The sequence below is a fragment of the Albidovulum denitrificans genome, assembly GCF_002973535.1.
Lineage (GTDB): Bacteria > Pseudomonadota > Alphaproteobacteria > Rhodobacterales > Rhodobacteraceae > Albidovulum > Albidovulum denitrificans.
Genome location: NZ_PVEP01000002.1, coordinates 575,853 through 602,416, shown reverse-complemented (window position 1 = coordinate 602,416; position 26,564 = coordinate 575,853). Strand labels below are relative to the sequence as shown.

The window sequence follows — 26,564 nt, the reverse complement described above, 5'->3', positions numbered from 1 at the left end:
CAGGATCTGATCCGCCTCGCTCAAATGGCAGCGGCGCGGCGGTATGGCATCAGCCTCGAAGACATTTGCGCCGAGTTCGACGTTTCACACCGAACGGCACAGCGCATGACCGACGCTCTCGAAGAGACGTTCGGCAACGTCACTGCGGAGGACGGCGAAGACAGAAAACGTCGCTGGCGCCTCTCCGATCCGCACCTCGATCGGCTTCAGCTGCGCCAAGAGACCGGGATCGAGGCGCTGGAGATCGCGGCACGCGGCGCCGAGGCCGATGGACGCCTTCGACACGCACAGGCTCTCACCGATCTTCGCGACGGGCTCCTCGCCAGGCTGTCCTCACGCAGCGCAGCCCGCGTCGAAGCCGATGCCGAAGCGGTTCTGACGGCAATGGGCCAGGTGACACGACCCGGTCCACGCGTCAGCGTATCCCCGGACATTCTCGACGCGATCATCGAGGCGTTGCGCGGCCCCTTCCGCCTGCGCGTTCTCTACAATGCAGACACGACGTCGCGCATCCTCGAGCCGCATGGTGTCCTGCTGGGGCATCGCACCTATCTTGCTGCCCGTGATCCAGCCAAGGCCGATGAGGTTCGGAATTTCCGGATCGATCTCATTCGCGAGGCAACAACGCTCGACGAGAGCTTTGCGCTGAAGGAAGGGTTCACCATTGCGGACTATGCCGCGCAGTCCTTCGGCGTCTGGCAAGACCCGGAACAATATGGAGAGGTCATTTGGCGTTTTGCGCCCGAGGCGGCGCAGCGAGCGGCGGGTTTTCGATTTCACCCGGATCAGGTCCTCGAACCGCAAAATGATGGCAGCCTGATTGTTCGCTTCCATGCGGCCGGATGGCTCGAAATGACCTGGCATCTCTATCAATGGGGCGACAAGGTCGAGGTGATCGCCCCAGAGGGATTACGCGCCATGGTGGAGGACTATCGTCGGTCCGATTTTGGGGCGATGCCGTGATGGCGATTTTCAAGGGAGATATTTGATGGACGGCAGTTTGAAATTCAGCGCGCTCAAGGAAAAACAGCGCGCCATTCGGGCCGGCTTCCCTGAAACGATGGGCTTGCGCGTCCACCGCGCCATCAGCTGGGTCGGTAGGTCCGAGGCCTGTGATGGGGACGACGACGCACGCTTCCTGTTTCTCTGGATTGCCTTCAATGCGGCCTATGCCGATGAGCGCGAGTTCCAGTCGATCGCGCCGGGTGAACGCGCGGCCTTTCTGGATTTCTTCGGCAAGCTTGTCGCGTTGGACAAAGAGAAGAAGGTCTACAAGGCCCTGTGGCAAAGGTTCACCCGCACCCGTGAACTCCTCGTCTTGCCCTGGCTCGACGCCACACCGTCGAAATCGGCTTGGATCGGTCTCGTTGATCTCTCGCTCGCCGACCTACCTGACCTGGACGTCTCTCACCTACGTTCCAGCCTGGCGGCCTCAGGAGCGGGCGCGGGCAACACCCAGACGCGCGCGCTTCGCCGCCGAAGCCGAAGCCATTGCGGCAGCGCAGACTTGGTTGAGCTGGCTCGCACCAGCCGTGACGAAAACGCCACCGGGACCATGCTGCGGGAAGAAGAGGCCGCGCTCTGGAAGGGATCGGCCGACGATCACACCCCTGAGATTGAAGCTGCCGCCCTCATGCAGGATGGCCGCGAGCGCGGGCTGATCCTCCACAAGCTCATGGAAGAGGCGCTGACCCGCGAAATCCCGGAAACAGAAGCCGCCTTGACCGAACAGGCCGACCACCTCATCCTTGCCCTGGGCCAGTCTCCGGTTGCCGACCCGGCGGCGGGGCTGTCGGCGCAGGGACTGGCGGCCTGTGTGACCCGGATCGTGGCTCTGCCAGACATCGCGGCGCTGCGGCCGGGCCTTCTGGCCGAATTTCCCGTCTATTCCGCACAGGCGGCTGACGGCGTGAAACCCGCAACGGCCGGGATCGCAGACACCCTGACTGTCGGCGAGGATGGCCGGCCAATCGTGGTCGTCGACTGGAAAAGCGATGTGAATCCGGACGCTCAGACGCTCGACCACTATAGGGCTAAGGTCCGGGGCTATCTCGATATGACCGGCGCCGAGCGCGGACTCATCGTTCTGATGACGAGAGGAACGGCGATTGCCATTTCGCCCTCGTCGCAGACGGTGGCGGCCTGACGGAGGGAGACACGATGGCCTCCCGTAAGCACCCGACCAGCTCCAACCAGGACGATCTCTTCGACCCCGCGGTCGAGCTCCTACTGCCAGCCCGGCTCGCCATCGACGGCAAGGTGCTGGGAAGCTCAGTGCGCCAGCTGGCGATGCCGGCGAGACGGGTGCGTTGCCGGCTACGCCCCTTCGCCATCCGCCGCGTCAATGGCTACGAGACGGCCCTGGAATCCGGCGAGACTCTAAAAATCATCAGTGCGAAGACGGCGACGCCACTGGAAGCCGATCTCATTCTCCTTGCGCCCGGCGCAACGGCGCCGGAACGGATCGCCGAAGCACTGGAACTCGGTGAAGGCCGGTGGATGAATGCACCGCCGACCAGCATCGACACGCTGGATCGTTCCGCGCGCGCCGAGCGCCTGAAGGCTGTCTCCGCTTCCTGGATCGATGCGGTTCATCTGCGCGAAGGACGAGCCGCAACAGACGGTCGGACGGCGCAGCCTGGCTTGCGACGCCCACAAATCGGCGCGCTTCATGCCGCGCTTGCCCACGCTACGCGATCGACTGATCCGGCCACCATCGTCATGCCGACGGGGACGGGCAAAACCGAGACAATGCTGGCGCTTAATGCCAACCAGCGGTTCGAGCGCCTGCTGGTGGTGGTGCCTACCGACGCGCTGCGAGAGCAGATCGCGAGCAAATTCGAGACTTTCGGCGTCCTGAGACAACAGAAATGCCTCGACGAAACGGCGGCCTTCCCTCTGGTCATGCGGCTCTCGCATATCCCAACCAGCCCGACCGAAGTCGATGAAATCTTCGACAACGCCAATGTCGTCGTCACCACGATGCAGATCGCCGGCCGGGCGGGCGCCCCGGTTCAGGAGCGGATGGCGGCCCGTGCATCGGCGTTGTTCATCGACGAGGCCCACCATATTGGCGCGCCGACCTGGTCGCGATTCCGCGGCCTCTTCATCGACCGGGACCCACCGCTTCCGATCGTCCAGTTCACCGCTACCCCCTTCCGTGAGGACGGCCGGCGCGTCGACGGAGAGTTTATCTATACCTACCCGCTCAAGAAGGCGCAGGCAGAGGGCTATTTCAAGCCGATCCGATTCGAGGCGGTGTTCGGGCTCGATCAGCCCGATGCCGACCTGGCGATCGCCGAAAAGCTCGGCGAAGTCCTCCAGGCCGATCTGGAGGTTGGTCTCAATCATCTCGCCATGGCGCGTTGCCAGACGATCGAGCGCGCTAAGTATCTCCACCAGCTCTACAGCACGATGTTCCCCGAGTTCCGTCCGGTCATCGTTCATAGCCAGCAGTCGATCCGAGAGCGCCGCGCGAACCTTGCCGCGCTGCGGCGTTTCGAGAGCCGGATCATCGTGTGCGTCGACATGCTGGGCGAAGGCTTCGATCTCCCAGAACTGAAGATCGCGGGCCTGCATGATCCGCACAAAAGCATCGCCGTCACTATCCAGTTCGTCGGCCGCTTCACCCGGCAGGACCCGCGCTTGGGCGACGCGGCCGTCATCGCCAATACCGGCGTGGACGACATCGATCGGTCGCTCGCCAAACTCTATGCCGAGGACGCCGACTGGAACGCCCTGGTCGAGGCGCTGAGCACAGCCAAAATCGACCGACAGGTTCGGCGCGCCGAGATGTTCAAGGGCTTTGTCGGCGATCTCAGCGACATTCCCTTGCAAACGCTCGAACCGAAGATGAATGCCGTGGTCTATCGCACCGCTTGCGACGCCTGGGAGCCGTTACGCGCCGAAGACCTGTATAACCCCGGCGTCTATCTCGGCATGAAGATCAACCCGCATCAGCGGGTTGCCATCTTCGTCACCCGCTCGGAGGAGCAGGCGGGCTGGACGACCGCGCAGCACGCCACCAACGTCGTCTGGGACCTGCATATGATGCACTGGGACCCCGACAAGAAGCTCCTCTATATCAGTAGCTCGGCCAAAGGCCCCTATGACCGTCTGGCCAAGGCCGTCTGCGGTGACACGACGCGGCGCGTCGAAGGAGAGGAAGTTTTTCGCAGTCTTCATGGCTTCAATCGCCTCATCCTGCGCAACCTTGGGCTCACGCACCATCAGGGCCGCGGCGTGCGCTATTCGATGTATATGGGCGTGGATGTCGCCGACGGGTTGGATACCGCGAAATCGCAATCCCGTATCAAGAACAACGTCTTTGCGACGGGCTTCCTCGATGGCGTGCCGGCCTCGCGCGGCTGCTCGGCCAAAGGAAAGTTCTGGTCGATCTCTCCCGTTCGCGACCTCACCGACTGGGTCGAGTGGTGCAGCGACATCGGCACAGCCGTCAACGATCCAGGCATCACCACCGATGGCGTCTTCAAGAGCGCAATGCGCCCCCGCCAGCTCAATGAGCGGCCGAGCGTTCCACCTGTCGCAATTCACTGGCCGGAATCTCTGCTGACACAGATCGAGGACCGGATCGAGATCAGCTTCGACGACATCGCCACACCGTTCGCGGAATGCGACATCGAACTCGTGGACAACGAAGCCACCGCGCCGCTGCGCTTCGCGGTGCGCAGCAATACCCAGATCGCCGAGTTCGAAATCGTGTTCGCGGAAGGCGGCGCCCGCTATCCGCAACGATCAGGGCCGAAGGCGACGATTAAGGTCGGCGGCAAGGTGAAGACGCTGCCGGAATCCTTTGGCGAAGACTCCCCGCAGATTGATTTCGGAGACGGCTCTCTGCTGATCTACAGCCATCTCTATGCCTTGCCCGATGGTGTCCGGGCCGAGCCTTATCCTTCAGATCGGATCGAGGCTTGGGACTGGTCGGGGACAAATATCCGAACAGAATCGCAAGGATCAGAAAAACGAGCCGATTCCGTCCAGCGGCGCGTCATCGAAACCCTGCTCGCCGACGTGGATGCCTACGACCTGATTTTCGACGACGATGGAGCTGGCGAGATCGCCGATGTGGTGACGCTCCGCGTCACCGAGGGCCTTGTCCAGGTCACGCTCCATCATTGCAAGTTTTCGAGCGCCGACACGCCAGGCGCCCGTGTGAAAGATCTCTACGAAGTGTGCGGACAGGCCCAAAAATCTGCCCGATGGCGTGACCGTCCCAGCCGCATGTTCACACATATGCTCAGGCGCGAGAAACTGCGCCTCGACAAGGGACAAAGCTCGCGCTTCGAACATGGGAACCCCGCGTTCCTGAAGCGGCTGAAAGCGAGCTGGCAGGACTATCGCTACGAATTTAACGTCCGCATCATTCAGCCGGGCCTGTCGCGGGCAGCGATCACCGAGGAAGGGCTGCACCTACTCGCGGGAGTCGAGACATATTTGCTGGAGACACGCGCGATGAAACTGCGGGTCCTAGGCAGTGCATAGCCATTACGGGGCTGCCCGGCGTCGTGCCCACTCAGCAAACATCAGCCGTTGCTGGGCATAGACATAGGTTTCGGCTAGTTGGTTGCCGTCTACGCCGTGCTGCGCGACCCGGCGCGAGCGTGCCGGTGAAAGCCAAGACAATCCGCTCCCGGTGTCAGACTCTATTCCGGCGCCGCGGCTTGGGGATGGCCGGCTGATCACCGTTTGAGATTTTCGCTTTCCCGCTGCAGGTAGGGTAACGAACGCAGCCTTGGAACTTGCCATAGCGGCCGCTTCGTTCGACCAACCAGCCATCCTCACATTCAGGGCAAGTTGGATAGCTGGCACCGCAGCTACATCGAACCTCGGTCGCTCCGTCCGCGCGGCGTGGCAGAGCGGTGCCGCAGCATGGGCAAGCAGGCAGCAAGTTTCCGCAGTGCTGGAGATGCTCGCAGCGATACCAGATGCGGCCATCCTGCCCAGTCACGCCCAGCAATCGCCCGCCGCATTCGCCGCAGATGTGAGCCTCGGGTTCAGCTCCGGGGGCTGTCGATATTCCGTAGGCGGGGTCTTTGCGAAGCTCGGTCACAAAGGACGACGGCCGGGCATTCGAGGCAAGGATCGTCAGGGTCTGGCGGGCCCGTGTCATCGCCACATACATGACGCGTCGCTCTTCAGCGTTCTGGAACGCCTCCTCCTCGGGCGAAACCAGAGACAGGAGGGGGTCGTCGACGATCTCTGACGGAAATCCCATGCGCCCGCTGTCAGCATTCAGCAGGATGACATGGTCGGCTTCCAGACCCTTGGAGGCATGGATGGTCTTGAAGCTGATCTTCAGCTGCGGGAATCGGCGCCGCAGAGCCGGCATGTCTGGCTCGTTGAAACGGTAGCGGCCGAGGATCAGCACTGTCGCGGGCTTGGCCTCGAGCGCAGCGGCGGCAGACAGGGCGGCAAGCACTTCGTTCAGCTTCCCCTCGTCCTCGCCTTTGGACACCGTGACGACCCTGATCGCCGGTTCGGTGGCGGTCCCGGCCGGGACGATCTTCTTGTCGATCTGGGCGGGGTTCTGCAGAACGAAGGTTCGGGCGGCAAAGGCGATCTGGTCGACCGAACGGAAAGTGCGGCCGAGATCGACGGTCCTGTGCACGCCAGTCTCACCATCGAAGCGCCCCCCGAACTCCCGCCCGAAATGGCGCATCAGGTGGATATCGGATCCGGCGAAGCGGAAGATCGATTGCCAGTCGTCACCCACGGCAAAGACGCGCACGTCGGGATGCTGGGCCTTCAGCGCCTTCACCAGCCGGGCCCGGCTTTGAGAGATGTCCTGGAATTCGTCGACGAGGATATGGCGGAACGGGCTGACGTAACGGCCAGTGTCGGCATAATGCGCGGCACGCAGGATCATGTCCTCGAAGTCGATCCGGCCCTCCAGACGCTTCTGATATTCTTCGAAGACCGGCGCGAAGACGTCGAGGAACGCCCGGGCGCGTTTGCCCAGCTTCATCCGATCTGACTTGGTCTCGCAGTCCTGCAGGCTGTAGCCGCCGCTCTTGAACTTGCGCAGGAAGGTTCCGAGCAGCTTCGAGAAGTCATCGACCTGCTTCAGCTCGACGATCCGGTCATAGATCGTGTCGACCGGGCGAGGCTTCAGGGTGGCATGCGGCGCCAGCTTTTCGGCAAGGCCGGTCAGCAGGCGGCCTTCTTGCCGTTCATAGCTATAGGTCTCGATCAGCATCGTCTGATGCTCGGCGTGGACTTTCCGCTTCCAGTCCATGCCCGCAAGATATTCGTCGCGGTCCACAAAGGGCGCCGTGATCAGCTGCTCGCTGCCGTCTCGGGCCTTCTCACGCCGCACGCCGAAATGCTCGATATAGATGCCGCTTTCGGTCAGCCGGAAATCCGGCTGGTAATCGCGCCTGCCGGTTTCCGCGATCTTGTGTTCGTAGACCGGCTCGTATTCGTAATCGACGCCGTTTTCGTAAAGCCAGTTGGCGATCTGCAGCTCTTCGTAGCTCTTGACCTTTTCGCCCTGCAGTGTCCGAAGGTCCTGGCTTTCCATATGCGTGTAGAAGTCGTGCTTGGTCTTGAAATCCCATTCGGTTTTCGGCTCGACCAGGAAATGCGCAAAGAACTGGATGATCGCCTTGGACACTTCTGAAAGGCGGTAGACCAGGTCCTTCAGGATCTGCTTGATCAGGTTGGTGAAGGCCATGTCGTCGGTGGCATGGTCGGCCAAAGCGGGCTTTGCCCCTTCGACAATCCCGATGATGTCATAGGCAATCGCGTGGAAGGTTCGCGCGACGATGGGCACGCCGGATCGGGCCTCGACCCGTTCCGACATCTCCTCGGCCGCATTCTTTGCGAAGGCCAGAAGCAGGATTTCTTCCGGCTGTCGAATGCCCGCCTTGACGAGATAGGCCGCCTTGGCGGTGATGACGCTGGTCTTGCCTGACCCCGCCCCGGCGAGGACCAGCGTCGCATCCTCGTCGACGACGACCGATAGGCGCTGTTCCGGCGTCAGCGGCTTACTCTCGATTGTGTCGAAGAACCCCTTCCATCGATCCAGTTCCGCGGTGACGAAGGCGGATACGGCATTGGCCCGTGCTAATTGCGGATTGGCCGCGAATTCTCGGACGGGTGCAATGCGCGCGACGGCTTCCGGGCCGATAGCTTCGGTATTCAGCTTCGTCAGCAGCGAAATATCCAACGCACGGGCCTCTTCAAGCAAGGGCGCAATCTTACACGCGGCGGGGTATCGAGACGGTGCTGCCAGCGACAGCACGCTGGCGAGAATCCGGTCCAACCTCGCCGCTTCGCTCTCGAGAGCCTCGAGATTGACGCGGGTCCAAGCCGCCGAGACCTGCTCTGAAAAGTCATGGGCTGCGTGGTCTCCCGCGCCCTTCAGTGTGACATCGCGGGAGTCGCCCGATCGGATGGTCAGCGCGGTTCCCAATATCCCCTTCCGAAGGAAAGGTGCGCTCGCAATGGACTGCAGCGGCATGGTGGCAACCCGCCCGCGACGAGTGATCAGGATTTGATCCCCGTCCAGCTCTATTGCGCGCGCGGACTTGTTGAAGGGGTCGGCCAAAAATCCGACCAAGGGGCGCTTCTTAAGCCGGATCAATAAATTCGCCTTCCCTCGTGCCGTAAAATAGGTCTTCGCTTCAATTGATACCTATCCCAATCTCGATTGTAAGGTCCGTAACGAGCCAGAATCTCTCCTGAGCTGATGGATGTAACCAGAACTTCACCTTGTCGACGCGGTCGATCAGGTCCGCACTCTCATCAAAACAGAAAATGCAGGTATTTCGGCTCTTTGGTCAACGATAGGTCGGAAAGTTTCGCGCCATTGATCTCCCCCGCGCTCGCTACAGGTATCTGGTACGTCTTCTCACCCCAGCCGGGATATTCGCTCGGGGATTATTCGGCACCTAGAGCTGGTGGCGGCTACAAAGGCCAAATAGATCGGCCGCTACCAACATCTGAATACCAACAACGCGAGCCTCCCATGCCTGCCACGACTGTCACGCGCGAAGATCTCTATCGTCTTGTCTGGGAAACTCCGATCACCCGCCTCGCTGCCGGCTACGGGATCTCGGGGACTGGCCTGAAGAAGATCTGTAACCGGCTCGAGGTACCTGTTCCGCCGCGAGGCTATTGGGCCAAGAAGGAGGCGGGGCAGCCAGTCGTACAGTTCAGGCTTCTGAAGCCCACGGCCAACACGCCGCTTTCGGTTGTCATCCACCCGACACCACCAAAGGAGAAACCCGCCCCTGTGCCGGTGCCGGTAGACAATCCGCACGCCGGGGTGAAAGACGGCGCGCTGGTCGTGCCGGACCGGCTGAACAAGCCCCACCCCGTCGTCGCGGCCTGGATCGACGCCCGCAACGGTGAGCGGGAGGCCTCGCGACACCGGCGCTGGGGCAATGGTCGCGCGACGGTTCCTGATTTCTCGGCGGAGGACCACCGGCGCCACCGGATCCTGAATGCCCTGTTTCGGGCGCTGGAAGCCGGCAACCATCCCGTCACAGAGCCTAGGCGCGGTAGTCTAGAGGTCAGGCTCGGAGGCAAATCGATCTCGTTCCGGTTGCGCGAAAAGCTGAAGCAGGTGCAGCGCCCGCTGACCGATGACGAAAAGCGTTGGGGCTTCTATGCCAAGAAGGGCTACCGCACCGAAACCGTCGGCAGCGGGTTCCTGATCTTCGAGATCCAGTCCCGGCTGCCGGGCCAGTTAAGATCCAGCTGGCTGGAAACCGATACCAGGCGGATGGAGGACATGGTCGGCGAAATCTTCGCCACCATGCAGGCCGCGGCACCGCTTTTGGAGGCCGAACGGCTGGTGGAAGAGGAACGCGAGGCTCGCTGGCGCGAGGAGGAGGCCCGGCGCCGGGAGGCGGAGCGCCAGGGCAAGATCGCAGACAATCGCCTGCGCCGGTTTGGTCAACTGGCTGACCAATGGGACACCGCTGCCCGGATGCGGGCCTTCCTGGCCGAGGTGAAGGCCCGTCCCGATGAGCCCTGCGCCCTAATCGACGGGCGTAGCCTCTCCGACTGGATTACCTGGCTGGAGGACCGCATCGAGGCTCGCGACCCGCTGCGGGCCGGTTCAACTGCGATTTTCGAGGAGCTTGCCACTGTCGCGGAATGGTGGCGGGAGGCATGAACGGATGCTCCCCGGAGCGGCTCCGGGCCATCCTCTGGGCGTCGCTTGTGCGGCCTTCACCCGCCCGCGGTGAGAGAGCCCTCCCGGCCTCAATCGTCCTCCAGCGGCCGGTTGCGCAGGGCCTCGGTCGGCAGGCCGAGCCGATCGAGCCGGGCGATCAGCTCTTCCCGCTTCCGGCGCTTGTCGTCGGCCTTGGCTTCGACGGCCGGCTGGACCTCCAGCATGATAGTGATGGCGCGGAGGAGCGCTGGCACATCGCCCTTCAGCCCCTTGCGGCAAAGCGCCAGATAGGCGGCCTCCAGCCCGGCGAGGGACACGGGGCGCCCGTCGGGCGTCCGGGCCGTTACCGGCTCTGACAGGATCGCTGCGGCATCCCTGAGATGGTCCGCGCGGGTCTTGGGCCGACCCTTCGGATTGCCCGACTGCCCCTTCCGCCACCGACTGGTTTCGGGCGGCTTGCCATAGCCGATATCGTAATCGTCAGGCATCGCCGCCTCCGTCTTTCTTCATCGCCGCGGCGATGCGGCGGAGCACTTCCACCACCTTCCGCTTTTCCTCTTCCGGATCGAACCGGTCGACATCGGCGGCACCCGCCGCCTCGGCCAGGATCCGGCGCTGCAGCTCCAGCGCGCGGCGGTCACCGGCCAGAGCCAGTTCCCGCAGACGGCGGATCAGAGCCTCGCGGATCGGAATCTGATCGTCACTGCCCTGGAGCTTGACCTTGCGGCTCAGCACCCGGTTCATGTGGCTCCAGAGATCATCCTGCTTGCGCGGCCGACCCCGGGGATTACCGGACTTACCCTTCTTGAAGCGGTGCTGTACCGGCGGGCTGCAATAGCCCACCGGGTGTTTGGCATTCTCGCTCATTCTGCAGCCTCCGCTTCGGGCGCCTTGGCCTCCATGGCGCGCGTCTCGGCCGCAGCCTCGAAAGTCTCGCCCGTGGCCTCCAGCACCGGCTCGACGCCCGTGAGTGCTGCGTAGCGGCGGCAGATCAGGTCACAGTAGATCGGGTCGAGCTCGACCAGCCGCGCGACACGGCCGGTGCGCTCGGCCGCGATCAGCGTGGTGCCCGAGCCGCCGAAGCCGTCGAGCACGATCTCACCGCGGCGGGTGACGTCCTTGATCGCATCGGCCACCAGCGCCACCGGCTTTACCGTCGGATGCAGCGCCAGATCCTTCTGATTGCCACCAAAGCTGTTTACCCCGGGATAGTCCCAGACATTGGTGCGATAGCGCCCATGTTCACCGAGGCCGAAGGTGTTGGTGTGTGGCGCGGTGCCCACCTTCCAGACATAGATCAGCTCATGCCGAGAGCGGTAGAAGGTCCCCATGCCGCCATTGGTCTTGGCCCAGACGACGAGGTTTTTCAGCTCGCTGTAGACGCGTGAGCCCGCCGCCTGCAGCTCAGGCATGTGGCGCCAGTCCATGCAGGTGAAGTGGATCGCGCCGTCGAGGCTGACCGCGGCCATGGCGCCAAGGGACTCTTCGAGGAAAGCGGTGAAGGTGCCGGCATCCATCTCGCCCGAGGCCATGGCGAACTCGCGGTGTTTCACCGCGCCGGAGCCGCAGACATGGCCGTCGATTGGCACATTGTAGGGCGGATCGGTGAACGCCGCGCGGGCGCGTTCGGCGCCCATCAGTGCGGCGTAGGTCGCCGGGTCGCGCGCATCGCCGCAGATAAGCCTGTGCTTGCCCAGGAGCCAGACGTCACCCGGCTGGGTCACTGCCGGCCCCGGCTCGGGTTCGGGCATCTCATCGGCCGGGTCCGCGGCATCTTCGCCCGCGCTGTCGTCGAGCAGCAGGTCGAGCTCGGCGGTCTCGAAGCCGGTGATCTCCAGGTCGAAGTCGAGATCCAGTTCGGCCAGCGCCTGGAATTCGATCTTGAGGATCTCGCGATCCCAGCCCGCGAGCTCGGCCAGGCGGTTGTCGGCGATGACATAGGCGCGCCGCTCGGCCGGCGTGAGATGGCCCAGCACGATGGTCGGCACCTCGGCGATACCGAGCTGCTTTGCCGCAGCCACGCGCCCGTGGCCGGCGACGATGCCGCCATTCTCGTCGATCAGCACCGGGTTGGTAAAGTCGAACTGGCGGATCGACGCCGCGATCTGGGCGATCTGCTTTTCGCTATGGGTCCGGGCATTGCCCGCGTAGGGAATGAGATCGCCGGTCTTGCGATAGGTGATCTTGAGCCGGGTGCTTTCCGGCAGGGTCTTGATATCAGCCATTCTGGGGCCTTTCGGGTTCGCGCTGCCGGCTCGCCGTGACAGGGACCAGCGCCCAAAAGGGCGATCCGGTCAGCGCTGTTTCAGGGAGAGGCCGGACCGTCGGGTCCTTGCGAAGGGCCGGTCTCCCGGCACAAGATCGGCAGGCCCCCCACCGATCACTTCGCATCTCTTGGTCGGGCACCTTGCGGTGCCCGGGTCAGGTTCACCGGATCGTCACTGAATCTTGGCCGCAGTGTCGCCCCGGCCCGCCTTCATCAACGCTTCGATCACGAGCAGATGCTGCAGGTCGGTTTCCAGCATCTCGGCGCTCCAGCCGACATAGGCGCCGAAGCGGATCATCGTCTCGATGTAGTGATCGAGATCATCCGACGAGAGCGACGACAGGGGAATGGCCGGAATCTCTTCGATACCGAGCAGCCGGGCGGCTTCGACGCGCCCGCGGCCGGCGACGATATTGCACTCGTCATCGATCACGATCGGCTGGGCCCCGGTGTAGTCGTAGATCGTCCGCTGGAAGTGGTCGATCTCGGCGTCGCTATGTTCACGCTCGTCGAGCGGGAGATAGTCAAGCTCATCCGGATCATACCGGGCGACCTTCGCGAGGGTTTCATCCCTCAGGTTGGGAACGTCGGTTCCCTGGGTGATGTTGGTCATCAGATGTTCTCCTCTGCATACCAACTTGCCCCCAGACCGTTCCGGGGACTTCCAATCTCATTCGCGGCGATCTGGCGCCGCTAAACACCGTTGGTCCGTTGATACGCAGGCAACCCGGTGGATTGCTGCAGAGTTGCCGGGATTTCGGCCCGACCCGTGTGATAGTCCGATGCTATCCACGATCCGTTACTTCAGAGCCGGCAGCTGTCTGCGGCTCGGATCCTACATTGGTGCGCTTGCCCAAGACCGCAAGGGTTATCTGCCCCGATGTATAAATGGTTTATATAGAATCTGCATTCCGGGGCGGTTTTCGGGGTCATCGAGGCCCTAAAACATGGTCTTCACGCCAACGACTGACCAGACGAATCTCTAACTCGCGGCGGAGTGCTGTTCGTCGAGTAAGGCGCCGACCGGCACGCCCAGCGCCACCGCCAGCTTGTCGACCACGGTGATCGTCGGATTGCGAGCCCCGCGTTCCAGGTCGCTGACATAGGTCCGATGCAGCCCGGCCTGATGCGCAAATTCCTCCTGCGACCAGCCTTTCGACTGGCGCAGACGGCGCATGTTGAGGCTCAGGCGTTCACGGATCTCCATGCCGCCCAAAGGCCGGTCATGTCGCCGATCCGTCTACAGACGAACAGTGACATTCGCGCTTGACCTCAGCCGCCGCGCAAGCGTTGGTCATGTCACTGATCGACGACAATGCGAGGTTATGACGACGATGGAAGCGGAAGGGGCAAACGGGGCGAGTGCGAAGAAACCTCGGGCATATGGCGATCCCATCGCCATACTCGCCGACCATATTGAAGAGATCGGGCTGGAGCCGGTCGGCGTCTCGCAAGAATACCGCTATGCCTCCCTGCCGCTTTGTGTGATCGACGCGGTATTTTCGATCGGCGTGAAATACACATCCACACAAGCGACCGTTGCGCGCTTCTGCGACAAGACCGGCTGGCCGCGGTTTGCGACGTTGCGCGAAGATCGTGGCGCCGGAACCCGCAGCCTCTCGGATCTGCTGGCGCTCTATGACGGGTTGACCTCGGAGGCCGCGGCCCAGGTGCTCTTCGGGAACCGCCAGCGTACATCGACGACTTCGGGGATATTGAAAGCCGAGGCGGTCAAGCTGTTCGCCGACGCCCTGCTGCGATGTGACATCGACACCTTCACAGACATCACGCCGGACCGACTGGAGCTTGCCGAAGCGATCATTCTGGGCCTGCCGGGCCAAGGAAGCGGGATCGCTTTCGACTATTTCAGAATGCTGGCCGGTGACGATGACCTCATCAAGCCCGACCGGATGATCCAGCGCTTCGTCGCCTGCGCGCTGGGGACCGAAAAAGAACCTGAGCCGCGGCAGGCAGCGGTGTTGGTTCGGCTGGCAGCCCGTGAACTGACCCGGCGCGGGTACCGCTGGACACCGCTCAGCCTCGATCATGCGATCTGGCAGTATCAGCGGGCTCTGCGCGCAAGCGTCGGAACGGCCTGAGTTTCTCTGCCGGACGGCAGAAACAACTGGACTTTTGCTCCGCCGGAAGCGGTCCTTGCCCGACAGGGATTGGAGCCGGAACGTGCAGGACACCGAAATGCAGGAGCTCTTCGCCCGGCTGACCGCACAGTTCGAGGACTGCGCGGCTCTGGCGGCCGAAGGGCAGCGGGCTGAGCTCAGCCAGGCAAGAGCCGCCGGGCTGCTTCGCGAGATCAGGGGTATCACGAAGCGGACGAGACGGTCTCTGTCCCTGGTCCAAGAATATCTGGATGGCGGACATTAACTCGAAGGCGGACGCTGCGGACCGAGTCCGGCCCATTGCCGCCGTTCGCGCCTCGGTCCGACGCCGCGGCGCAGCATCCCCAGATCGGTCATTCGCTGCATGTGCGAGCCCACCATCAAGATGGAAGTCGGCAGTGCGGGACCTTACCGCCGTTCGCTGCACATGCTCACTTTAAGCCGCATCTGCGAAGTCATGCGGAAGGGACGGCGTGAAGCGGAAGTTCGCTGCATCACGTAACAACGGCTGCTTCGGATGCGGACGGTCAGTCCATAGGGTCTAGCCGCATGTTTGAATGGCAATCACTCCTTCTTTCGCGTTTGACAATTCGTTGCATTTCACCGTGCCGTCGTTTCTCCACCGTCTTGCCGCGCAGGCTCGACGGCTACGCCATCAGCTATGACATCGCTGGGGTGAAGGATCACTTGGTCGTTCGCCGATAGCCCGTCGAGCACTTCGGCGTAGTCCTCGTTCCGCTTCCCGATCGTGATGCGTTGCAGCTTCGCCTTTCCGTCGCGGACGAGATAGGTCGCCCAGTCCCTCCCGTCGCGAAAGAGGGCGCCAACCGGAATGGTCATCACATCCGATCCGCGCCACAGAACGATCCGAGCGACGACACGAAAACCATGGCCGAGCTCTTTCCATGTCTCGTAGGACGCGGTCAGGTTCAGGATCACCTTGACGCGCTGTTCCTCGATACCGAGAGCCGAAACCTTGGTCTCCGCCGAGGGTTCCACCCGCTCGACCCGCGCTGAAATCGGCGCTCCCCCCCATCCGATGATCGTCGCGGCGGTTCCGGTCTTCACATGCACAGCGTCGCGCGAGAGGAGATCGACGGCGATCTCGAGGCTTTCGGGGTCCCCGATTTCCAGGATTGGTGTACCCGGCTGCACCACCTGTTCGCTCTCGGTCAGCGTCCGCAGTACCATGCCGGAGGTCGGCGCGACGATCTTGACGCAACAACTCTCGGGGCCGGGATTATCTCCTGCCTGGAGAACCGCTTGGGCACTTTTCAACTCCTGCTGGCGCACCGAAAGGTTGGCCCGCGCGCTGTCCACTGCGGCCTGAGCGCTTCGCTGATCGCGGATCGCGTTGTCATAGAGCTGCGTCGAAATCGCGGACTTCTCATAGAGAGCTATTGAGCGGTTCGCCATGGACGTAGAATATTCCAGCATCGCCTCAGCCTGGCTGAGCTGCGCGAGAGCGAGGTCCACCGCCGCTTGGGCGGCGGCTTCGCTCGCCCCGGCCACGGCCCGCGCGCGCGCGTCCAGCAGCGCGGGCGCCGCCGGGCCAATCGAGGCCACGACAGTCTGGCCCTCGGTTACGCTGTCTCCTGCATGCAGGCTGATCCGCTGCAGCTTGCCGGCAATCGTCGCCGACACGGTGTAGACCTCGCGGATTCGCGCAACCCCTTCCTCTTCAACGGCGACTTCAAGGTCACGTGTGGTTACTGCGGCCACCTCGACGTCGAGCGGCCGAGGCACAAAGGCCCAGACCACGAAGGCGATGAGCACGAGCAGGATGAATACGGGTATCAATCGGCGCATCTGTCACTCCCGCGTTTTCAGAACCTCGATCATGTCGAGGTTATTTATCCGCCCGGACACTGCCATGGCGGACACCAGCGCGGCGAGGCATACTACGAGGCTCGCCGTCGCATAGACTTCGCGTCCGAGCACCAAGGGTACGCGGTATAGATCCGAGGAAAATGCAGCCACCAGGCCGCAGCTAATGCCATAGCCGATGAGCCAGCCGAGTGGCTGCGCCAGCAAGACCACCGCGGCGAGTTCACCGAAGACGACGCCCGCCACCTCGGCCCGGGTGAAACCAAGGACGCGGAGACTCGCCAGTTCGCGGCCCTGTTCCGAAAGGATGATCCGCGAGAAGTTGTAGACCACACCCAATGCGATGATTGCCGCAAGGCCAACGTAGACGGTGATCATTACGTTGATGTTCTCGGCAAGCGTCTCGCGGAAGCGCTTGACCGTCAGCGCCGCGATCGAGATCAGTTCCGTCTTGGGGGCGGCCTTTGCCGCGTCGTAGAATGCGGCGGTCTCTGATGCGTCGATCGTCAGGTTCAACCCTGACACCATCGCCCCTTCGCCCATCAGGCGGTTCAAAGCACTGATCTCCATCGCCGCACTCAACCCCACGTAGCCGAGCGACAGGCCACTGACGGGCAGGTCAATCGTCGGACGTGAGCGCTCGAAAATCTCGACCGTAACGCGGTCTCCGGGGCGCGCCTGCAACGCCTCGGCCAAGGCTTCGGACAGGATCAGGCCGGCCTCAGGCATGGACATCGGCCGCAGCTCAGGATCGAGCACTCGCGACAGGACCGGGTCTTTGGGCCGCCCGACGATGCTGAGCCGTTTGGACAGGTTCAGGTGGCTGATCCGCGCCGCGACCGAGCGAAACGGCTCTGACACCATGACGCCGGGCATATGCAGGGCATCCAGCATAGCGCTCTGCGGTTCCGGCGCGCCGAAGATGATTGCGGCGTCGTGGCGTTCCGAACGGAAGAAAGTCACATCGATCATCCAGTCGATCGAGCCTGTGGACCAGAGCGAGGCCACGAGGATCGCCACCGCCATGGCGACCCCGAAGATGCTTGAAAGCGTGCGGAACGGCCATCGGATCAGGTGCCGCGCCGTCATCATTTTGGTCATGCGTAGGCCCAACGTCCGGCCGGAGGATCCGAAACGCCGCCGATAGTCGACCGGCGCGGGCGGAAGCATGGCGACGGCAGGAGGAAGGACCACGACTGAGCGGACTGCGTAAAGCGCCCCCGCGACCGCGGCCGCAAGTGCGACGACCGCAGCCACGCCGTAAATCAGCGGGTCGCGCGTGAAGATCAGGAACGGGAATGAGAAGAACCGCACATACATCTGCGCCAAACCCATGCCAAGCCAGGCTCCCGCCGCGAAGCCAATTAGGATACCCATAATGGCGATCAGCAAGACGAACTCGATGTAGTGCTGCGCCACCGCCCGAGAGCTGTAGCCGATCGCCTTCAAAAGTCCGATCTGCTCTCGCTCCAGCGTGATCAGGCGCGACAGCGTCATGTTGACCAGCATAGCCGCCACCAGCAGGAAGATCGGCGGCAGCACTTTCACCATGGCGCTGAGCTGCATCAGTTCGGCATCGAGGAAGGCGTGTGAGATCTGGTCCGCACGCCCGATCGCTCCGACGCCGCCATAGCGCGCAATGCTTCGGTCCAACTCGGTGATCGCGCCGCCCTCCGAGGCGCCGGGAGCAAGCTTCAGCACGACGTTTGAAAAGGCACCTTGAAGGTTGTAGGCCGCCGCAAGGCCGGCGCGCGGCGCCCAGACGACGCCGAACCGTCGCGGATCAGGCATGATCTCCCCGGGGCCGAGCGCGTAGATAAACTCGGGCGATAGCGCGACCCCGGTGATCTTCAACTCGCGCCGCTGCCCGTTCATCAGCACGGGAAGCCTGTCCCCCGGCACAAGTTGGTTAGCTTGAGCGAAACCGTCCGAGACGACGATCTCGTCGGCCGACTGCGGGTCCGGCAGCCGTCCCTGCCGCAGATAGAGCCGGTTCAGTCCTGACCGCTCATCGAGCGGCAGAGAGACAAAAAGGACTGTCCCCGGCTCGGCCAACGTCGGAAGGTCCAGCAGGCCAAGCTTCACGATCCGCGCCTCGGCGTCGAGAACCCCGTCGATCGCTTTGATCTCACCCAGGAGCGCCAGCGGCGCACGCGTCAGGTCGGCGAAGACATCGGCGAAGCGATTTTGCTCGTAGTAGCGCGTCCGTGTTTCCGACAGTGAGGAATAGGCACCGTTCCCAAGGATCATCGTCGCCACGCCCGCGGCGAGCACTAGCGCGATGGCCAGTATCTGCGGCCACAGCCGAACGATGTCGCGCAAGACTTTGCGGCGGAGCGGAGAGATCACCATGTGACCTCCGATGGCGCTTTCTTCGTCGTGTTGATCACTTCCCGGGAGATCTGCCCGTCCGCGAAGTACACCACCCTGTCGGCGATATCGCCGATGGCCATATTGTGGGTGATGACCAGCGTCGTCGCGCCGACGGCACGGTTCACCTCGGTCAGCGCCTCTAAAACCATCACGCCGGTTGCACTGTCCAACGCCCCGGTAGGCTCGTCGCACAAGAGCACTTGAGGATTCTTGGCGATGGCCCGGGCGATTGCAACACGCTGCTGCTCGCCGCCCGAAAGTTGGGCTGGAAAGTGATCGCGACGTTCAGAGAGCCCTACCAATGCTAGCGCGTCATCGACTGCCATCGGCCGGCGGGCTATCTCGGTAACCAGCTTGACGTTCTCACGTGCAGTCAGGCTTGGAACAAGGTTGTAGAACTGGAAGACGAAACCGACGTGGTCGCGCCGGTACTGAGTGAGCTGACGCTCGTTCATCGCCGTCAGTTGATGGTCCTCGAACCAGACTTCTCCTCCGGACGCCTGGTCTAGCCCACCGATCACGTTCAGAAAGGTTGACTTCCCCGAACCCGACGGTCCGAGGATGACGACGAATTCCCCGCGTCTTGCCTCGAAGTCGATACCGCGAAGTGCGTGCACCTCCTGCGCGCCCGTGCGGTAGACTTTGGTCAGCCCTTTAGCGCGGAAGACAGTCTGAGCTTCACCGGCCATTGTGGGTCCCATTTCGCCTAGCTAAGATAAACGGGCATGAGCAGTTGAGCGTTGATCAACATCAAGGCCGTCAGAGCTCGCTGGAAGGCCAGAGTAGGAGCAGCCATTCGCCGCCGTTGGCACCAATGTCTGCTCTGGGCCGGGTGCGATGGCGCCCGGCGAATTGCCTCACCGTAAGCTTTGGGCCGGTAGCAGACTACGTGCAATCGGCCCAAGGCCGACCTTCAGCACGTGCGCAGCGAAGTTCCGCTTTCCGTCTTGGGGCCGTGAGGCAGGCCCTCAGGCCCGATACCTGAGCGCATCGATAAAGCGGGCGAATGCCGGGGAAGCCAGACGGCGGTTCGGGTAATAGAGGTGATAGCCCTGGATCGGTGGGCACCAGTCGCCCAGGACGACACGCAGCTGGCCGGCTTCGATATGCGGTCGCGCCAGGTCTTCCGGGACATAGGCGAGCCCGAGGCCGTCGACGGCGGCATCCAGCACCGGGAAGATGCTGTTGTAGGTGATCTGCCCGCCGACCCGGACCTCCAGCTCGCGCCCGTCCTTTTCGAACTCCCAGGCATAGAGCCCGCCCGCCGAGGCCATGCGCAGGTTGACGCAAAGATGATTGGTCAGGTCGCGCGGGTGCTCGGGCTCGGACCGTCGCGCGAAGTAGCCAGGGGCACCGACGACCAGGAAACGCCAGTCCGGGCCGATCCGCACGGCGATCATGTCCTTGCTGACCGACTCGCCCAGCCTGACACCGGCGTCGAAATGCCCGCCGACGATGTCGACGAACCCGTCGTCGATGGAGACTTCGACGCTGACGTCAGGGTATTCGGGCAGGAATTCCGCCACCTTCGGTCGTAGTATCATCTCCGCGGCATGCACGCCCGAACTGATCCGGATCGTGCCGGACGGTTTGTCGCGCAATTCGCTCAATGCATCGAGTTCGGCATGGATCTGATCGAAGTGCGGCGCAATGGAACGGTAGAGTCGCTCGCCGGCCTCGGTCGTCGCCACGCTCCGTGTAGTCCGTGTCAGCAGGCGCAGGCCCAGCCGTTCCTCGAGGCCGCGAATGGTGTGGCTGAGGGCTGACGCGGAGAGGCCCAGCCTGGCCGCCGCCCGGGTGAAGCTGCTTTCGGAAGCAACGGCGATGAAGGCCCTCAGTTCGCTCAGCTCGTCGCGCGCCATTAATGAATCCTGCTCAGTAGTTCATGCGAATTATAGCAGCTAATCAGATGGCGCACAGCCCTCTACATTGCCGGCATACGCAACGGAACAGGAAAGGACGAACCCATGGAAATCGTTCGTGCGGAAAGCCGGATGGCGGGCCCGGGGCCCACCGACTGGTTCACCGGCTCGGTTCAGGTCGAGATGCTCTTCAACGCTTTCGACAAGGAGCGCGTCCAGGGCGCCAACGTCACCTTCGAGCCGGGCGCCCGCACCGCGTGGCACACCCACCCGCTCGGCCAGACCCTTCTCGTGATCGCGGGCCACGGGCGTGTGCAACGCTGGGGCGGCCCGATCGAGGAGATCGGCCCGGGCGACGTCGTCTGGTTCGCGCCCGGCGAAAAGCACTGGCACGGCGCGGCGCCGGACGCGGCCATGACGCACACGGCGATACAGGAAGTCCAGGACTGCAAGGCCGTCGACTGGATGGAGAAGGTCTCCGACGAGCAATACGGCGCCTGACTGGCGCGCCACGCGCAGGAGGCTTTCGATGCGCCTGTCTCTGATCCCGACGATCCTGCCGACCGCGCTGACGGTCGCCGCCGCCTGGGGCGAAACGCAACTCGGACAAGGGAAAGGACCTGCCATGACCAGGATCGAGTTGATCGCGGGAAACGAGACGCTGAAGGCGACACTGAACGACACGCCCGCTGCGCGCGACTTCGCTGCGATGCTGCCGCTGGAGCTGATCTTGCGCGACCATAACGGGACCGAGAAGATCTCGGACCTGCCGCGCAAGCTCGACACTACGGGGGCGCCGAAAAGCTACGCGCCCGTAGCCGGAGACATCACGCTTTATGCTCCCTGGGGCAATCTGGCGATCTTCCACAAGCGGTTCCGGGACTCGGCGGGGCTCGTCCCGCTTGGCAAGTTCGATGCGCCCATTGCGGGCCGCCTGAAAGACGGACCGGTCCGTATCAGACTGGCCGACTGACCAAACTCAACCCGTCGCATCGGCAACGGACCGCCCCTTCGGGTGGTGCGCTCGCCGCATGCGGCCACATGACAAGAAGGAAACCATCATGACCGACAACATCAGCGGCAAGGTCGTCATCATCACTGGCGCCTCCAGCGGCATTGGTGAAGCCACGGCAAAGCTGCTTGCCGCCAAGGGCGCGAAAGTCGTCCTCGGGGCGCGCCGCACCGACAAGCTCGAGCGGATCGCGCAAGAGATCCGGGAGGCGGGGGGCGAGGCTGTCTATAAGGCACTCGACGTCACCAGCCAGGCCGACAACGATGCCATCGTCAAACTTGCGAAGGACAGCTTCGGCAGGCTCGACGTGATCTTCCTGAACGCCGGACTCATGCCGTCGTCGCCGGTCTCGGCGCTGAAGACCGACGAGTGGAACCAGATGGTGGATGTGAACATCAAGGGCGTGCTGAACGGCGTCGCGGCGGCGATGACGACCTTCCTCGAACAGAAGTCCGGCCATGTGATCGCAACCTCGTCGGTCGCCGGGCTGAAGGCCTATCCGGGCGCCGCCGTTTACGGCGGGACCAAGTGGTTCGTGAAGAACTTCATGGAGGTGCTTCGGATGGAAGCGGCGATGGAAGGCAGCAATATCCGCACCGCGACCCTGTATCCGGCGGCGATCAACACCGAACTGCTAAGCACGATCAGCGATGCCGGCACCGCCGCAGGGATGAAGGCGCTCTACGACCAATTCGGGATCTCGCCGGAGCGCATCGCAGACGTTGTCGCCTTCGCGATCTCGCTGCCCGCCGACACCACGGTCAACGAATTCACCGTGGGTCCGGCGAACCAGCCCTGGTAAGGCCCGGCACTGCATTCCGAGCCCGGCAGCGGCGGCAAGATCCGCCGCTGCCCAGAGGTCTTGCGGGTCCGATGTCCCCCCAATAGCGGACGCTCGCGCCAATCGCGGCGAATGGCCTCTTCCGCCCATGCTGTTGAAAAGCTCTTTGTTGCAGCGCGGCAGGGGAGCCTCGGATATCCTAGCTCGGTGGCGCCAGAGTCTATCCCCATCGATCTCGAAATATTTCCCTAGGACTTCGCGCTCCCGATGGGCGCGCGAAGTGCGACACCCACTTCGACCGCATAAGCCGCGTACCCACGGGTCTCACCGTTTGCCAGTTGATCCGGGTCTGGCCATTCCTGGTTGGCGCACCATTTGCAGTCCGTCCGTCATGCCCGGAGGGTGACGTCGTCGAGCGGTGACCCCATCGACAGCGCCTGCCTGCGGTCGATCTGGTCGAGAAGCGACACCCCCTGCGCAAGGACGATAAGGCCCAGAAAGGTGGCAATCCCGATCAAAAGCAGCTTGTGGCGTTCCCACCACGGCTTGCCGCGTTCGAAGTGCTCCGGCTGGCGAACAACCCAGGCCTTCGAGATGCGGTCAGGCGTGGCCGACAGCAGACCTATAGCGATGCCGCCATCCAGACGTGTCTGTCCATGACGGTGTGGTTCGGCATGGCGCTCAGGCAGATCGAGCCATGTTGCGCAACTGGTTCGAGCAACCATGGCGAGGCGGCTTCGTCGAGAGCCAGTTGCGCCTGATCGGTCTTGACTGGACCGTGCCTGAGATCAGCACACTATCCCGACGTCAGAAGACCTTGGCGGTGAACATCCCTTACCGTGGCTCCAAGGGCCCGTTACATCTGCTGATCGACAGCACAGGGATCAAGGTGGAAGGCCAATGGCACGCCCGCAACCATGGCGGTGCAAAACAGCGGGTCTGGCGTAAGATCCACCTCAGGATCGACGAACAAACGTTGGAAGTAAGGGCCGTCGAGATCACCGGGAGCCAAATCGGTCATGCGCCGGTGCTGCCCGATCTGCTCGACCAGATCCCGGCGGATCAGGAGATCGGCAGCGTCACCGCCGACGGTGCCTACGATACCTGAAAAATGCCATGATGCGATCGCCGATCGTGGCGCCCATGGCGTCATCCCGCCCCGCAAGAATGCGAAGCCGTGGAAATCTGTCACCGCCGGAGCCATCGCCCGAAACGAGGCCCTTCGGGCATCCAAATACCTCGGCCGCGCTTTGTGGCGACGATGGAGTGGCTATCACCGTCGGAGCCGCGTCGAAACCAAGATGCATTGCCTGAAGCTTCTGGGGCAACGGCTCATGGCGCGGCACTTCGACCGCCAGGTCGCCGAACTCCAGGTCCGCATCGCCGTCCTGAACGGCTACACCGCCCTCAGCAGGGCCGAGAACGAGGCCATCGCCTGAAAGGCCACGGGAACGGGCATCTTCAGCCCGAGCGCTGATTTGCGCAACAACGCTGATTACATCCGCACAGGCAGGTGCTTGGCCACCTCCACGAACGATCGCACCTGGACGTCGCGGTTTGTGCGCTTCCAGACCAGAATGGTTCGGCTGTTGAAGGCGTCGTGGCGGATCGGCCGAACCTCGACATTCCTTCCGAGAAAGCCGATCAGGCTCTCGGGATAAATCGTGATACCGAGACCCGCCGACACCAATCCGATCAACGCAAGAGTATTAGAGGCTTCGAGCGCGACACGCAGGGGAATGCCTTCGCTGCTGAACATGTCGTTGAGCCGCCAGCGATACTCGCCCCATTCGCGCATGTCGCCAAGGATCAGATCCTCGTTTGCCAGATCGTGAGGATCGATAGCTAGCTTGCGCAGAAATGGGTGGTTCTTGGGCGTGACAACGTAGAGCGGATCCGTGGCGAGGGTAATAGTGTGATACTCGCTATGGTCGAAGGGGCCGATCATATAGCAGATATCGATCTCGTCATTCGCGAGCGCAAGCTTCTGGCCCTGCGTGCGCATGTATTGAAGCGCCACGTCTATATGCGGATGAACCTGACGGAACCGTGCAACGGCCAGGGGCATCAGTTCGGTCGCGGCAAACGCCATATAGGCAACGCGCAGAATGCCGGTCTTGCCGTCTGAAATCCGGCGCGCGCCTTCGACGGATTGTTCGTACCGCGAGAGCAGGTTGGCATTGTCCTGATAGAAGGACTGTCCGGCCTTGGTCAGCGTGACCTCACGGGTGGTGCGTTCCAGGAGCTTGAACCCGAGGCTGTCCTCCAGCTTCTGGATGCGTCGCGTCAGTGCTGACTGGTCGAGGTTCATCCGCTCGGCACTGCGCCGGAAATTGAGTTCCTCGGCGACGATGAGGAAGGACTGGATCAGGTCCAGACCGGCCACCTGCTGCATGACATGCCCCCCGAATCCGCGGCGATCGTTTGATGCACATCATGCATCAATATGCGTCGAACCGTCCATTCCCCTGACGCGGAACCGGCGGAATTATGTGTCCCGTGCGGTGCGGCACCTCGCTCCCGTGACCACCGCAGAAGCTCGAACCAATCCGGCCCGATGTTCCGGGTACCGGGACAGACAGGAGAACAGAATGAGCGAAGTTGACACCAAGGAACTGGACCGCCTGCTGCAGCAGGCCTTCGACACGGCATCGAAGCTTTACCAGCAGCGCGGCTTCCAGCGCCGCGTCGGCTTCGGCAAGCGCCCGGCGCTGGTGAGCGTTGACCTCGCCAATGCCTGGACCCGGCCGGGCAACCCCTTCACCTGCGACCAGGAGAAGATGGACAACGAGATCATCCCCGGCATGCAGAAGCTGCTGAAGGCGTTCCGTGCCCAGAATCTGCCGGTCGTCCATGTCACCACGGCCTACGAGATCACCGATCGCAACGCGCCCTTCACCGACATGGGCCTGTGGCACAACAAGATCCCGGTCGATGTCGTCGACCTCAAGAACAAGGATCTCTGGGCGATCGACAGCCGCATTGCTCCGGTCGAGGGCGAATACACGCTTTTGAAGAAGCGCGCCTCGTCGTTCCACGGCACCGAGCTGGCCGGCATCCTGCGCGCCAACAATGTCGATACGATCCTCGTGACCGGCGTCACCGCCTGCGCCTGCGTGCGGCAGACGATCTGTGATGGCATCGCCGACGGCTTCCGCACCATCGCGGTGAAAGAGGCGATTGGGGATCGGGTTCCGGGCGCAGTCGCATGGAACCTCTTCGACATCGACGCGAAGTTCGGCGACGTCCACACAGTTGACGAATGCGTGGCCTATATCGACGGCCTCGCCAATGCACGCGTCGCTGCCGAATAAGTTTGCATCCCGTCCGCCGGCGCGAAAGGCGCCGGTGGACGCCCTAAGAGCAACAATGGGCAAGGGAGTAAATCCAATGGTCAATTCTCTTCTTTGCGGGACCACGTTCGCCGTGCTTGCTGCGGGCCCCACTTTCGCCGAGACGCCCGCGCACACGTTCAAGGCCGTCGGCACCTGGAGCAACTTCGCCTCGTGGCAGGAGCTCGAACAGCCGTTCTGGTCTGAAAAACTGCCCGCGGCCTCCGGCGGCAAGCTTGCCGACGACGCGATCCCGCTCACCGAGGTCGATCTCAAGGGCAATGAGGTGATGCGCCTGCTCAATCTCGACGTCTTTGAAGTGGCCCACGGCCTTGGCAGCTACGTTGCCGCGGAAAATCCGGCCATCGAGGGGGTCGAACTTTCGTCCATCGCGCCGGACTTCGCCACAATGCGCGCCATCACCGACGCCTACTCGATCACGTTCTCGGCGATCAACGCAACGCTCTGGTACGGGCATGACGAAGAGACACGCGCAACCATGACGGCTGCCTTCAAACAGCTGGAGTATAACGGCTGGGCAAATGCCGAGGCGAAGGAGGCGCTCGGCGTGGCTTGCCTGGCTTCGACCTCGTCTGGTTCGGCATCGTGATGCTGCTGCTGGAGACCGCCCTGATCACCCCGCTGATCGGCGTTAGCCTCTATGTCATCAAAGGGGTGCGCGGAACCGGCTCGATCAACGATGTCATCTTCGGCGCACTGCCCTTTGTCGTGGCCATGCTTCTGATGATCGCGGCGTTGCTCGTCTTTCCTGAGATCGCGACCTGGCTGCCGGACACGTTCGGCTGACCGACCGCGAACACACCAACCATACCGCGAAGGCGGACTGATA

22 protein-coding genes and 2 pseudogenes are annotated in these 26,564 nt (G+C 62.9%); 12 read left to right on the top strand and 12 right to left on the bottom strand.

What is annotated here, in order from left to right; genetic code table 11:
* The 3 genes from LX70_RS08715 to LX70_RS08705 form a co-directional block, all read left to right on the top strand.
* A partial coding sequence (locus LX70_RS08715; RefSeq protein ID WP_105514198.1) for a helix-turn-helix transcriptional regulator occupies positions 1 to 963 on the top strand: 963 nt, incomplete at its 5' end.
* A gap of 25 nt (positions 964 to 988) precedes the next feature.
* Complete coding sequence (locus tag LX70_RS08710; protein WP_211301685.1) at positions 989 to 2,146, top strand: hypothetical protein; 1,158 nt, start codon at positions 989 to 991, stop codon at positions 2,144 to 2,146.
* Between the two features lie 14 nt (positions 2,147 to 2,160).
* Positions 2,161 to 5,502 carry a DEAD/DEAH box helicase gene (locus LX70_RS08705; RefSeq protein WP_105514135.1) on the top strand — a complete coding sequence of 1,114 codons (3,342 nt, stop codon included), beginning with the start codon at positions 2,161 to 2,163 and terminating at the stop codon, positions 5,500 to 5,502.
* Between the two features lie 154 nt (positions 5,503 to 5,656).
* Here the strand turns inward: LX70_RS08705 and LX70_RS08700 are convergent, their stop codons facing one another.
* Positions 5,657 to 8,482, bottom strand: a complete 2,826-nt coding sequence (locus tag LX70_RS08700; protein ID WP_245885009.1) for a UvrD-helicase domain-containing protein — start codon at positions 8,480 to 8,482, stop codon at positions 5,657 to 5,659.
* A 507-nt stretch (positions 8,483 to 8,989) separates the two neighbouring features.
* Between LX70_RS08700 and LX70_RS20715 the strand changes: the two genes are divergently transcribed.
* The gene (locus tag LX70_RS20715) at positions 8,990 to 10,144 is read left to right on the top strand and encodes a hypothetical protein (protein ID WP_170076152.1); all 1,155 of its coding nucleotides are present in this window, start codon (positions 8,990 to 8,992) and stop codon (positions 10,142 to 10,144) included.
* An 89-nt stretch (positions 10,145 to 10,233) separates the two neighbouring features.
* Here LX70_RS20715 and LX70_RS08685 read toward each other — a convergent pair whose 3' ends face one another.
* The 5 genes from LX70_RS08685 to LX70_RS08665 form a co-directional block, all read right to left on the bottom strand.
* Positions 10,234 to 10,632, bottom strand: a complete 399-nt coding sequence (locus LX70_RS08685) for a DUF5681 domain-containing protein (RefSeq protein WP_105514132.1) — start codon at positions 10,630 to 10,632, stop codon at positions 10,234 to 10,236.
* Positions 10,625 to 11,011 carry a DUF5681 domain-containing protein gene (locus LX70_RS08680; RefSeq protein WP_146111573.1) on the bottom strand — a complete coding sequence of 129 codons (387 nt, stop codon included), beginning with the start codon at positions 11,009 to 11,011 and terminating at the stop codon, positions 10,625 to 10,627. Before LX70_RS08680 ends, LX70_RS08685 begins: the two co-directional genes overlap by 8 nt.
* Complete coding sequence (locus LX70_RS08675) at positions 11,008 to 12,369, bottom strand: site-specific DNA-methyltransferase (protein WP_105514130.1); 1,362 nt, start codon at positions 12,367 to 12,369, stop codon at positions 11,008 to 11,010. Before LX70_RS08675 ends, LX70_RS08680 begins: the two co-directional genes overlap by 4 nt.
* 213 nt (positions 12,370 to 12,582) lie before the next feature.
* A complete protein-coding gene (locus tag LX70_RS08670) occupies positions 12,583 to 13,023 on the bottom strand; it encodes a ParB N-terminal domain-containing protein (RefSeq protein ID WP_105514129.1) in 441 nt (146 codons plus the stop codon).
* A 369-nt stretch (positions 13,024 to 13,392) separates the two neighbouring features.
* A complete protein-coding gene (locus tag LX70_RS08665) occupies positions 13,393 to 13,617 on the bottom strand; it encodes a helix-turn-helix domain-containing protein (protein WP_105514128.1) in 225 nt (74 codons plus the stop codon).
* 118 nt (positions 13,618 to 13,735) lie between these two features.
* Between LX70_RS08665 and LX70_RS08660 the strand changes: the two genes are divergently transcribed.
* A complete protein-coding gene (locus LX70_RS08660; RefSeq protein WP_105514127.1) occupies positions 13,736 to 14,509 on the top strand; it encodes a hypothetical protein in 774 nt (257 codons plus the stop codon).
* A gap of 618 nt (positions 14,510 to 15,127) precedes the next feature.
* Here the strand turns inward: LX70_RS08660 and LX70_RS08650 are convergent.
* From LX70_RS08650 to LX70_RS08635, 4 genes are all read right to left on the bottom strand, one after another.
* On the bottom strand, positions 15,128 to 16,336 hold the full coding sequence (locus tag LX70_RS08650) for an efflux RND transporter periplasmic adaptor subunit (RefSeq protein ID WP_105514125.1): 1,209 nt from the start codon (positions 16,334 to 16,336) through the stop codon (positions 15,128 to 15,130).
* 3 nt (positions 16,337 to 16,339) lie between these two features.
* Positions 16,340 to 18,706, bottom strand: a complete 2,367-nt coding sequence (locus LX70_RS08645; RefSeq protein WP_105514124.1) for an ABC transporter permease — start codon at positions 18,704 to 18,706, stop codon at positions 16,340 to 16,342.
* Complete coding sequence (locus tag LX70_RS08640; protein ID WP_245885001.1) at positions 18,700 to 19,416, bottom strand: ABC transporter ATP-binding protein; 717 nt, start codon at positions 19,414 to 19,416, stop codon at positions 18,700 to 18,702. Before LX70_RS08640 ends, LX70_RS08645 begins: the two co-directional genes overlap by 7 nt.
* Before the next feature lie 279 nt (positions 19,417 to 19,695).
* Positions 19,696 to 20,589: a LysR family transcriptional regulator gene (locus LX70_RS08635; protein ID WP_105514122.1), complete on the bottom strand. Its 894-nt coding sequence runs from the start codon at positions 20,587 to 20,589 to the stop codon at positions 19,696 to 19,698.
* 105 nt (positions 20,590 to 20,694) lie between these two features.
* Between LX70_RS08635 and LX70_RS08630 the strand changes: the two genes are divergently transcribed.
* The 3 genes from LX70_RS08630 to LX70_RS08620 all read left to right on the top strand — a co-directional run bounded on the left by LX70_RS08630 (position 20,695) and on the right by LX70_RS08620 (position 22,403).
* The gene (locus LX70_RS08630) at positions 20,695 to 21,090 is read left to right on the top strand and encodes a (R)-mandelonitrile lyase (RefSeq protein ID WP_105514121.1); all 396 of its coding nucleotides are present in this window, start codon (positions 20,695 to 20,697) and stop codon (positions 21,088 to 21,090) included.
* A gap of 28 nt (positions 21,091 to 21,118) precedes the next feature.
* Positions 21,119 to 21,562 (top strand): cyclophilin-like fold protein, encoded by a 444-nt coding sequence (locus LX70_RS08625; protein WP_245885000.1) that lies wholly within the window; start codon positions 21,119 to 21,121, stop codon positions 21,560 to 21,562.
* Positions 21,563 to 21,650: 88 nt separating this feature from the next.
* Positions 21,651 to 22,403: an SDR family oxidoreductase gene (locus LX70_RS08620; protein ID WP_105514194.1), complete on the top strand. Its 753-nt coding sequence runs from the start codon at positions 21,651 to 21,653 to the stop codon at positions 22,401 to 22,403.
* A 368-nt stretch (positions 22,404 to 22,771) separates the two neighbouring features.
* Here the strand turns inward: LX70_RS08620 and LX70_RS21035 are convergent, their stop codons facing one another.
* Positions 22,772 to 22,900, bottom strand: coding sequence for a hypothetical protein (locus LX70_RS21035; protein WP_281260437.1), 129 nt, complete (start codon positions 22,898 to 22,900; stop codon positions 22,772 to 22,774).
* A gap of 84 nt (positions 22,901 to 22,984) precedes the next feature.
* Between LX70_RS21035 and LX70_RS08615 the strand changes: the two are divergent.
* Positions 22,985 to 23,821, top strand: a pseudogene (locus LX70_RS08615) (IS5 family transposase); the annotation flags it as partial.
* Between the two features lie 56 nt (positions 23,822 to 23,877).
* On the opposite strand, the gene LX70_RS08610 reads toward LX70_RS08615, so the two are convergent.
* Positions 23,878 to 24,777 (bottom strand): LysR family transcriptional regulator, encoded by a 900-nt coding sequence (locus LX70_RS08610; protein ID WP_105514120.1) that lies wholly within the window; start codon positions 24,775 to 24,777, stop codon positions 23,878 to 23,880.
* Positions 24,778 to 24,973: 196 nt separating this feature from the next.
* Here LX70_RS08610 and LX70_RS08605 point away from each other — a divergent pair, with 196 nt between their 5' ends.
* The 3 genes and pseudogenes from LX70_RS08605 to LX70_RS08595 form a co-directional block, all read left to right on the top strand.
* Positions 24,974 to 25,696 (top strand): isochorismatase family protein, encoded by a 723-nt coding sequence (locus LX70_RS08605; protein ID WP_105514119.1) that lies wholly within the window; start codon positions 24,974 to 24,976, stop codon positions 25,694 to 25,696.
* Positions 25,697 to 25,772: 76 nt separating this feature from the next.
* The gene (locus tag LX70_RS08600; RefSeq protein ID WP_105514118.1) at positions 25,773 to 26,324 is read left to right on the top strand and encodes a type 2 periplasmic-binding domain-containing protein; all 552 of its coding nucleotides are present in this window, start codon (positions 25,773 to 25,775) and stop codon (positions 26,322 to 26,324) included.
* Positions 26,294 to 26,521 (top strand): annotated as a pseudogene (locus tag LX70_RS08595) (TRAP transporter large permease subunit); the annotation flags it as partial. The gene LX70_RS08600 and the pseudogene LX70_RS08595, both read left to right, overlap by 31 nt.
* Positions 26,522 to 26,564 lie beyond the last annotated feature (43 nt).

What these genes read in the sequence shown, in the direction of transcription:
- LX70_RS08660 (WP_105514127.1), top strand. Translation starts at nt 13,736, where the DNA reads ATGACGACGATGGAAGCGGAAGGGGCAAACGGGGCGAGTGCGAAGAAA.
- LX70_RS08685 (WP_105514132.1), bottom strand. Translation starts at nt 10,632, where the DNA reads ATGCCTGACGATTACGATATCGGCTATGGCAAGCCGCCCGAAACCAGT.
- LX70_RS08600 (WP_105514118.1), top strand. Translation starts at nt 25,773, where the DNA reads ATGGTCAATTCTCTTCTTTGCGGGACCACGTTCGCCGTGCTTGCTGCG.
- LX70_RS08650 (WP_105514125.1), bottom strand. Translation starts at nt 16,336, where the DNA reads ATGCGCCGATTGATACCCGTATTCATCCTGCTCGTGCTCATCGCCTTC.
- LX70_RS08640 (WP_245885001.1), bottom strand. Translation starts at nt 19,416, where the DNA reads ATGGCCGGTGAAGCTCAGACTGTCTTCCGCGCTAAAGGGCTGACCAAA.
- LX70_RS08700 (WP_245885009.1), bottom strand. Translation starts at nt 8,482, where the DNA reads ATGCCGCTGCAGTCCATTGCGAGCGCACCTTTCCTTCGGAAGGGGATA.
- LX70_RS08635 (WP_105514122.1), bottom strand. Translation starts at nt 20,589, where the DNA reads ATGGCGCGCGACGAGCTGAGCGAACTGAGGGCCTTCATCGCCGTTGCT.
- LX70_RS08675 (WP_105514130.1), bottom strand. Translation starts at nt 12,369, where the DNA reads ATGGCTGATATCAAGACCCTGCCGGAAAGCACCCGGCTCAAGATCACC.
- LX70_RS08705 (WP_105514135.1), top strand. Translation starts at nt 2,161, where the DNA reads ATGGCCTCCCGTAAGCACCCGACCAGCTCCAACCAGGACGATCTCTTC.
- LX70_RS20715 (WP_170076152.1), top strand. Translation starts at nt 8,990, where the DNA reads ATGCCTGCCACGACTGTCACGCGCGAAGATCTCTATCGTCTTGTCTGG.
- LX70_RS08630 (WP_105514121.1), top strand. Translation starts at nt 20,695, where the DNA reads ATGGAAATCGTTCGTGCGGAAAGCCGGATGGCGGGCCCGGGGCCCACC.
- LX70_RS08605 (WP_105514119.1), top strand. Translation starts at nt 24,974, where the DNA reads ATGAGCGAAGTTGACACCAAGGAACTGGACCGCCTGCTGCAGCAGGCC.
- LX70_RS08625 (WP_245885000.1), top strand. Translation starts at nt 21,119, where the DNA reads ATGCGCCTGTCTCTGATCCCGACGATCCTGCCGACCGCGCTGACGGTC.
- LX70_RS08710 (WP_211301685.1), top strand. Translation starts at nt 989, where the DNA reads ATGGACGGCAGTTTGAAATTCAGCGCGCTCAAGGAAAAACAGCGCGCC.
- LX70_RS08620 (WP_105514194.1), top strand. Translation starts at nt 21,651, where the DNA reads ATGACCGACAACATCAGCGGCAAGGTCGTCATCATCACTGGCGCCTCC.
- LX70_RS08670 (WP_105514129.1), bottom strand. Translation starts at nt 13,023, where the DNA reads ATGACCAACATCACCCAGGGAACCGACGTTCCCAACCTGAGGGATGAA.
- LX70_RS08645 (WP_105514124.1), bottom strand. Translation starts at nt 18,706, where the DNA reads ATGGTGATCTCTCCGCTCCGCCGCAAAGTCTTGCGCGACATCGTTCGG.
- LX70_RS08610 (WP_105514120.1), bottom strand. Translation starts at nt 24,777, where the DNA reads ATGCAGCAGGTGGCCGGTCTGGACCTGATCCAGTCCTTCCTCATCGTC.
- LX70_RS08665 (WP_105514128.1), bottom strand. Translation starts at nt 13,617, where the DNA reads ATGGAGATCCGTGAACGCCTGAGCCTCAACATGCGCCGTCTGCGCCAG.
- LX70_RS08680 (WP_146111573.1), bottom strand. Translation starts at nt 11,011, where the DNA reads ATGAGCGAGAATGCCAAACACCCGGTGGGCTATTGCAGCCCGCCGGTA.